The sequence below is a fragment of the Macromonas nakdongensis genome (assembly GCF_002837145.1).
In the GTDB taxonomy this organism is placed as follows: domain Bacteria; phylum Pseudomonadota; class Gammaproteobacteria; order Burkholderiales; family Burkholderiaceae_C; genus Macromonas_B; species Macromonas_B nakdongensis.
Genome location: NZ_NWMV01000073.1, coordinates 1 through 8,064 on the forward strand (window position 1 = coordinate 1; position 8,064 = coordinate 8,064).

5 protein-coding genes are annotated in these 8,064 nt (G+C 70.2%); 1 reads left to right on the plus strand and 4 read right to left on the minus strand.

Features of this window, described 5'->3' with window-relative positions; all coding sequences use genetic code 11:
* Together CON77_RS15360 and CON77_RS10755 are read right to left on the minus strand one after the other, a co-directional pair.
* A partial coding sequence (locus tag CON77_RS15360; protein WP_101049147.1) for a response regulator occupies positions 1-3,276 on the minus strand: 3,276 nt, incomplete at its 3' end.
* The gene (locus CON77_RS10755) at positions 3,273-4,466 is read right to left on the minus strand and encodes a GAF domain-containing protein (protein ID WP_101049148.1); all 1,194 of its coding nucleotides are present in this window, start codon (positions 4,464-4,466) and stop codon (positions 3,273-3,275) included. The genes CON77_RS15360 and CON77_RS10755, both read right to left, overlap by 4 nt.
* A gap of 121 nt (positions 4,467-4,587) precedes the next feature.
* Between CON77_RS10755 and CON77_RS10760 the strand changes: the two genes are divergently transcribed.
* Positions 4,588-5,772 (plus strand): pyridoxal phosphate-dependent aminotransferase, encoded by a 1,185-nt coding sequence (locus CON77_RS10760; RefSeq protein WP_101049149.1) that lies wholly within the window; start codon positions 4,588-4,590, stop codon positions 5,770-5,772.
* A 40-nt stretch (positions 5,773-5,812) separates the two neighbouring features.
* On the opposite strand, the gene CON77_RS10765 is transcribed toward CON77_RS10760, so the two are convergent.
* Positions 5,813-7,594: a methyl-accepting chemotaxis protein gene (locus CON77_RS10765; RefSeq protein ID WP_101049150.1), complete on the minus strand. Its 1,782-nt coding sequence runs from the start codon at positions 7,592-7,594 to the stop codon at positions 5,813-5,815.
* Positions 7,595-7,684: 90 nt separating this feature from the next.
* On the minus strand, positions 7,685-8,064 hold a 380-nt coding region (locus CON77_RS10770), incomplete at its 5' end, for a hypothetical protein (RefSeq protein WP_157826916.1).

Here is an 8,064-nt window from a genome sequence, read left to right on the forward strand (position 1 = left end):
GGCCACGTAGCCGTTCATGCCGGCGTCGCGGCAGCGGTCGCGGTCGGCCTGCATCGCGTTGGCCGTCATGGCGATGATGGGCAACTGGGCGAAAGCCGGCAGGGCCCGCAGGCGGACGGTGGCCGCGACGCCGTCGAGCACCGGCATCTGCATGTCCATCAAGACCGCGTCGAACGGCGGGGCGTCGGCTTGCAGCAGCCGGTCGATGGCAACCTGGCCGTTCTCGGCCACCTCCACCACCAGCCCGGCCTCGCGCAGCAGTTCGCGGCCCACCTCCTGGTTCAGTTCGTTGTCCTCGACCAGCAGCACGCGGGCGCCGGCGATCGCGGACAGGTCGGCCAAAGGCCGGGCCACGGGCACCGCGGTGTTCGGGCTTTCGGCCAGCTCGCCCAGCGCGCGCATGGCGGCATCGAACAGCATCGACGGGTTCACCGGTTTGATCAGCACGTCGGAGAAGCCGGCAGCATCGGCCCCCTTGAGGACCTCCTCGCGCCCGTAGGCGGTCACCATCACCAGCTGCGGGGCGGGCGTCAGGCCCAGGGCGCGGATGCGCTGGCCGGCGGTCAGGCCGTCCATCTCCGGCATCTGCCAGTCGGTGAAGACGATGTCGTAAGGGCGCCCGGCCTGGGCCGCCTCGCGCACCGCGGCGATGCCCTGGCGCCCGCTGTCGGCCACATCGACGACAAAGCTCATGGAGGTCAGCATGTCGCTCAACACCGCGCGGGCGTGTTCGTTGTCGTCGATCACCAGCACACGCCGGCCACGCAGGTCGGGCCGCGGCAGCAGCGGGCGCGACGACGTCTGGCCTTTGCCCAGGCGGGCGGTGAACCAGAAGGTCGAGCCCTGGCCCAACTCCGAATCGACCCCGACCTCGCCCCCCATGAGTTCGGCCAGGTTCTTGGAAATGGCCAGGCCCAGGCCGGTGCCACCGTATTTGCGCGTGGTCGATGTGTCGGCCTGGCTGAAGCTCTGGAACAGGCGCTCGCGCTGCTCCGGCGACAAGCCGATGCCGGTGTCCTGCACGCTGAAGCGCAGCACCACCGCCTCGCCCAGGTCCTGCACCTGCTCGACCCGGACCGTGATCTCCCCGCGCTCGGTGAACTTGACGGCGTTGTTGCAGTAGTTGATCAGCACCTGCCCCAGGCGCAGGGGGTCGCCGCTGAGCCGGTCCGTGACCTGCGGGGCCACGTCGAAGATCAGCTCCAGGCCCTTGGCCGCGGCCTTTTCCCCGACCAGGTTGGCAACGTTGTCGAGCACCGCGTTCAGGTCGAAATCGGTGTGCTCCACGGTCAGCTTGCCGGCCTCGATCTTGGAGAAGTCGAGGATGTCGTTGACCACCCCCAGCAGGTGCTGGCCCGACTGCTGGATCTTGCGCACGTAGTCAAGCTGGCGCGGGTTCAGCTCGGTCTTGAGCACCAGGTGCGACAGACCGATGATGGCGTTCATCGGGGTGCGGATTTCGTGGCTCATGTTGGCCAGGAAGTCGCTCTTGGTCTGCGCCGCGTCCTCGGCCAGTTCGCGCGCGCGGCGCATCTCCTCGGCCACCTGGCGCTCGGCCGAAATGTCGTCCAGGGTCCACACCACCCCGCGGTCGGGGTCGCGTGCGTCGATGGCCTGGCCGAACAGCCGCACCCAGAAAGGGCTGCCGTCGTGCCGCTGCATCGGCACCTCCAGGCGCACCGGCTCGCCCTGCAGCACCTGCGCGTACGCCGCCCCGACCTGCCGGTAGGCCTCGGGCGTGCCGTACCACTGCTGGGTGCCCTGCCCGACCAGGTCGTCGCCGGGCTGACCAAAGAGGGCGGCGAGCTGGCTGTTGCATTTGGTGATGACCCGGTCGCGCACCACCGCGATGCCGCTGCTGACCGATTCGAAAATCGCCGTCTGCTCGCGCAGCAGGACCTCGTTGGAGCGGCGCTGGGCATCGATCTCCTGGGTCTGCTGCGCCAGCTCGGTGGCCTGGCCCTGCAAGCGCTGCGCCTGTTCCTGGGTGGCCTGCAGCAGGCGCTGGGTCTGGACGTTGCGCTCCAGAATCTCCATGCCCATGGCCAGGACCGGCATCAGTTCGGTGAGCAGGTTGTGCTCGCGCTCGCCAAACTGGGCGAGCGTGGCCAGCTCGATCACCGCCATCACCTTGTCACCGCTGAGCACCGGCAGCACCAGGATCGCCGCGGGTGCTGCCTCGCCCAGGCTGCTGCCGATCTGCACGTAATCGGCCGAGGGCCGGGTGATGACGATGGGTGCCTTTTCCAGGGCACACTGGCCCACCAGCCCTTCGCCCAGGGCAAAGCGCTGCCCCAGGTGCTTGCGCTGGCGGTAGGCGTACTGGGCCAGCAGCCGCAGTTCGCGCGCCGCCGCGTCGTGCACGTAGAACACCGCGTGGCCCACCTGCAGCAGGGGCCCGACCTCGCGCAGCAGGCGCTGCGCCAGTTCGACCACGGAGGTGCTGCTCTGCAAGCACGCCGAGATCCGGGCCTGGTGGGTCTTGACCCACCGGTCGTCGGCCACTTGGTCGCGGGCGTTGCGGTAGGCGTCGAGCGAACGCGCCAGTTCGCCGACCTCGGAGCGCTGGTCCAGAAACGCCGGTGCGGGGTAATGCTCGCCGGCCTGCAGGGCCCGCACCTCCCGGTTCAACTCGTCCAGCGGGCCGAGCACCCGGCGGCGGTGGTACACCCCGACCGCCAGCACCACCAGCACCGCGTTGAGCCCCATCAACACCAGCGAGACCCACCACGCCCCTTGCGCGCGTGCGCCCGCGGCGTCCGCCTCCTGGGTCAGCCGGCGCTGCAGGCGATGGCGAAACTCGTCCACCGGGGCCTGGATGCCGGCGAGCGCAGCGGCGTACTCGGGGCCGAACACCCGAGCCACCGCCTGCGCCTGACGGCCCTGGCGGACCTCGGCCAAGACCTGTTTGTCCAGCTCGATCAAGCGGTCGGAGCTGCGCTTGGCCCGCTCGATCAAGGCCCACTCCACATCGGACAGGCCGAAGCTGCGCAGCGTGGCTTCGGCCAGGTCGCGGCTGCGCAGAATCTGCACCTCGTCCCAATAGGCAGTCTCGAAGCGCAGGTCGCCGGTGGCGGCGAAAGCGCGCACGTTGTGGGTCAACTTGTCCGAGCCGGCGACGAGCCGGTCGGCCACGGCCAGCGCCTGCTGCTGGTGCAGCGTGGCGTCCAGGCGCTGCCGCTCCAGCCGGTGGTACACCGTCAGCCCCAGCACATGGAGCAGCAACAGGAGCAGCGACAGCCCGACGACCAGGCGGTTGGCTTGGCGCAAGCTCATTCGGCACGCTCCCGAAACACCATCACCGCCCCGACGATGCGCCCCCCCTTGAGGATGCCGGTGGTGCGGTAGCTCACCGGCACGGGCGTGCCGTCCTGGTGCCACAGGGCGCCGTCGTCCACCTGCCGGGTCTGGCCATCGCCCAGGGTCTGGAGCACGGGGCTGTCGGCGGCGGCCCAGGGCGCGCCGTCCAGCCGGTGGTGGTGGATCAGCGCGTGCATCTCGCGCCCCTGCACCTCGGCCTCGCCATAACCCAGCAGGCGCAGGGCCGCCGGGTTGACGAAGGTGGTCAACCCGCGGGCGTCCACCCCCCAGATGCCCTCGCCCACCGCTCCCAGGATCAGGCGGTGGTTTTCTTCGGCCATGCGCGCGTCCTCGAGCAGGTCTTCGGTGCGCTGGGCGCGCTGCAACAGGTCGAGGTTGACCGCGAACACCGGCGCCAACGCCTGCAGCAGGGCCAGCTGGTCGTCGGTGAAGGGGGCCACGGTGGCCAGCTCCAGCACCGCGAACAGGCGCCCGGCGTGCTCGATCGGGAACAGCACGATGGCCGCTGGCGCCATCTCGCCCAGGCCGGAGCCCACCAGCAGGTAGTCCGGACCGGGGTCGCGCAGCACCAGCCATCGGCGCTGCCGGCCGCACTCCTCGATCAGGTTGCCCAGGCGCGGGCGGCGCGTCAGCACCGCCTGCGCGCTGTCGCCTTGGCCACCATAGCGGGCGGCGGCCTGCAACAGGGTGCTCTGCTCGTCCCACACACAACACAGGGACTGGTGGGCCTGCAGGGGCTCGGCCAGGGCCGAGAGCAGGGCCTGCGCCAGCTCGGCCGGGCCCGCGGCCTGCTGCAGACGGGCGGTGATGTCGGCCACCGTGCGGCGCAGTTGCAACTGCGCATCGACCTGCCGTCGGCTGTCCGCGGCTTCGTCGAGCAGGGCCACGACCGCGGCACTGGCGCTGCGCAGCACCGCGTTCACGGCCCACACCGTGGCGCTGGTGATGACCAGCACGATGCCGCCCAACAATTGGGCCACACCCCAGGCCATCTGCCCCAGCGCCGCCAGCACGACAAAGCTCAGCGCCACCGACGCGGCCGCCACGGCGATGAGCCACGGCGCCCAGCGCCGCACACGCTGCAACTGGTCGGGCAGGCGGTCGGAGCTTTTCGGCACCAGAACGGGTGGGGACAGGCGGTTCATGCCGGCGTGGCGCGGGTGTGCATGGGTGGGTTCACGACAGTCGCGAGGGTCTGGCTATGGTAGCCGCACATGCTACGCTCGGCACACCCACTTTCGCACCACACGCCGCCCTTGCCACGCCATGCCCTTGTCTGAACGCGCCCGCCGCATCGAGCCCTTTTACGTCATGCAGGTGGCCCAAGAGGCGCAGGCCCTGGCCGCCACGTTCGGGCCGGAACAGCCGCGCATGCTGTACCTGAACATCGGCGAGCCCGACTTCACTGCACCGCCGCGGGTGCAGGCGGCCGCGGCCGCGGCCATCGCCCAGGGGCAGACGCAGTACACCAACGCCCTCGGCCTGCTGGCCTTGCGCGAACGGATTGCGGCCTGGTACGCCCAACGCTTCGGCGTGGACGTGCCGGCGCGGCGCATCGCCATCACCGCCGGCGCCTCGGCCGCGCTGCAACTGGCCTGCCTGGCGCTGTTCGACGCCGGCGACGAGGTGCTGATGCCCGATCCGAGCTACCCCTGCAACCGCCACATCCTGTCGGCCATCGGTGCGCGCGCGGTGCTGCTGCCCACCACGGCGGCGCAGCGCCACCAGCCCGATGCCGCCGCCGTGGCCCAGGCCTGGGGGCCGCGCACCCGCGGCGTGCTGCTGGCCTCGCCGTCCAACCCCACCGGCACCTCGATCGACCCCGACGCCCTGCGCCAGATCCACGCCCGCGTCAGCGAACGCGGCGGCGTGACGGTGGTGGACGAGATTTACCTGGGCCTGAGCCACGACGGGCGCTACGGCCAGACCGCCCTGGCCCTGAGCGACCAGGTGGTGAGCGTGAACAGCTTCTCCAAGTACTTCAACATGACCGGTTGGCGCCTGGGCTGGCTGGTCGTGCCCGACGCCATGGTCGAGGCGGTGGAGCGCCTGGCGCAGAACCTGTACATCTGCGCCAGCACGGTGGCGCAACACGCGGCGCTGGCCTGTTTCGAGCCCGACAGCATCGCCGAGTACGAGCGGCGCCGCGCCGAATTCAAAGCCAGGCAGGACCACTTTGTGCCGGCCTTGCGAGCACTGGGCTTTGACATCCCCGTGACGCCAGACGGCGCCTTCTACGCCTGGGCCGATGCCAGCCCACTGTTCGCCCGCCTGGGCGTGGACAACAGCGCCGATTTCGTGCACGAACTGATGCACCGCGCCCACGTGGTGGCCACGCCGAGCCGCGACTTCAGCGACCGCGACGACGGCACCCACGTGCGCTTTTCCACCGCCAGCAGCCTGAGCGACCTGCAGGAAGCGGTGGCCCGGATGCGGGCCTTGCTGGCCTGACCCCGTCGGCCCCGGGCACCGGTCGGCCACGGGGCACGCGTCAGAAGCTTTCCCAATCGCCCTCGGCCGACGCCGAGGTCGCCGCTGCCGGCTTGGGCTTGGGCAGAGACGCCGCCTTGCGCACCGCAGGGGCCGGGGCCGCCGCCGGCTTGGAGCGGGCCATCGCAGGGGCCGGGGCACGCCCGGCGGATGCGGGTGCGCGCTCCGGTTCGGCGCGGGCGCCGTTCTGCTTGCGCAGCTCGACCGCGTCGAGTTCGGCCAGGGTGGTGTCGGTGGCCGTCAGGCGGAACACGCGGATGGCGTTGTCCACCTGCTCGACCTGGCCGTTGAGCGAGGACGCGGCAGCCGACAGCTCTTCCACCATGGCGGCGTTCTGCTGGGTGATGGAGTCGAGCTGCGACACCGCTTCGCTGACCTGGGCCACGCCGCTGGACTGCTCGCTGGCCGAACCGCTGATTTCCTCCAGCACCGCGGTGACCCGCTGCACCGAAGCCATGGCCTCGTCCATGCGCTCGCGCGCCTCGGCCGCCCGGGTGTTGCCGGCATCGACACGGTCGCGCGACTCCTCGATCAGCTCGCGGATTTCCTTGGCCGCCGAGGTGGTGCGCTGCGCCAGCGCCCGCACCTCGGAGGCCACCACGGCAAAGCCGCGCCCCTGTTCGCCGGCACGGGCGGCTTCCACCGCCGCGTTCAGCGCCAGGATGTTGGTCTGGAAGGCCACGCCCTCGATCACCTGGATGATGTCGCCGATGCGGCGCGAGGACTCGGCGATGTCCTTCATCGTGTCGGCCACGGTCAGCACCGCCGAATGGCTGCGCTTGGCCACATCGGCCGTGTCGCGGGCCACGTTGGCGCCTTCGCGGGCCAGGTGCGCCGTTTGCTGGATGGTGCCGTTGATCTCCTCCATGGAGGCGGCGGTTTCCTCCAGGTTGCTGGCCTGGGCCTCGGTGCGGGCCGACAGGTCGTTGTTGCCCGCGGCGATCTCGCTGGAGCCGCCAAGCAGGTTGCGCACCTCGTGGCGGATGTCGCGCACCACGGTGCGCACCGAGACGTTGACCTGGGCCAGGGCCAGTTGCAGCTGGCCGATTTCGCCACTGGCGTTGACGGTGATGGGCGCGGTCAGGTCGCCGCCGGCCATGAGGTTGGCCTCGTTGATGACGCGCTTGATCGCGCCGACGCTGCGCACCGCGAAAAACGCCGACAGCGACACGGTGACCAGGGCCGCCAGGGCCGTGACCCAGCCCGGCATGCCGAGTTCGGCCGACACCAGCGGGCCACCGGCCGACAGGAGGCTCAGCCAGACGAGCTGGCCGCGCAGGCCCGGCTTGAACAGGCGGCCGATGCTGCCGAGCAGGCCCTTGCGCACCACCGCGCCCCGGTGCAGCACGTGCACCCGCTTGCCCGCAGCCGCTTCGCTGCGCATGGTGTCGTACAGTTTTTCGAAGGCGGCGATTTCCTCGCTCGACGGCTTGGTGCGCACCGAGAGGAAGCCGACGATGCGCTCGCCGTCTCGCATGGGCGTGGCGTTGGCCCGCACCCAGTAATGGTCGCCGTTCTTGCGGCGGTTCTTGACCAGCGCCGTCCAGGGCAAGCCCTCGTCCTGGATGGTGTGCCAGAGGTCACGGAAGGCCTCCTCCGGCATGTCGGGGTGGCGCACCAGGTTGTGCGGCTGCCCCATCAGCTCTTCGCGGGTGTAACCGCTGACGGAGACGAAATTGGTGTTGCAGTAGGTGATCCGACCTTTGAGGTCGGTGACCGAAATCAGCGTCTGATCCGCCGGAAAGTCGTAATTTTTCTGGGTGATGGGCAGATTGGTGCGCATGAATACCTTCCAGTGAAACGCCGGTGCAGCGGGCGTGTTTGCCTGCTTTATCGGCACGCCGAGCCATTTTTATACAGAACCCCGACGAAGTCACGGTAGATCGGGGTCAAACAGTTGTTTTTTGATGCATTCGATTTCCACCAAAGCCGCATCAATATCGAAATTGTCAATTGCCAATGACGCGGCCTCGGTGTCGGCGCCCAGCGCCCGGCCATGGTGTTGCGTCCAGTCGGCCCAGGCATCGAACACCCCCATGTCGCCCTGCCGCAGCGCGGCCTCCAGGGCCTCCAGTTCGCGCCAGGCGGCTCCCGCGGGGTCGGCCCGTGGCCGCGCCACCGGCGCCGCTGCGCCCGGCGCGGGGCTGCAGGGCTCCCGCAGCCACTCGGCCTGGGCGGCCAAAGCCGCGTCGGCCTGGGCGAACAGGGCGGACCACTCCAGCGCCCCGTCCCCCCGCCGGCACCGGCCCTCCA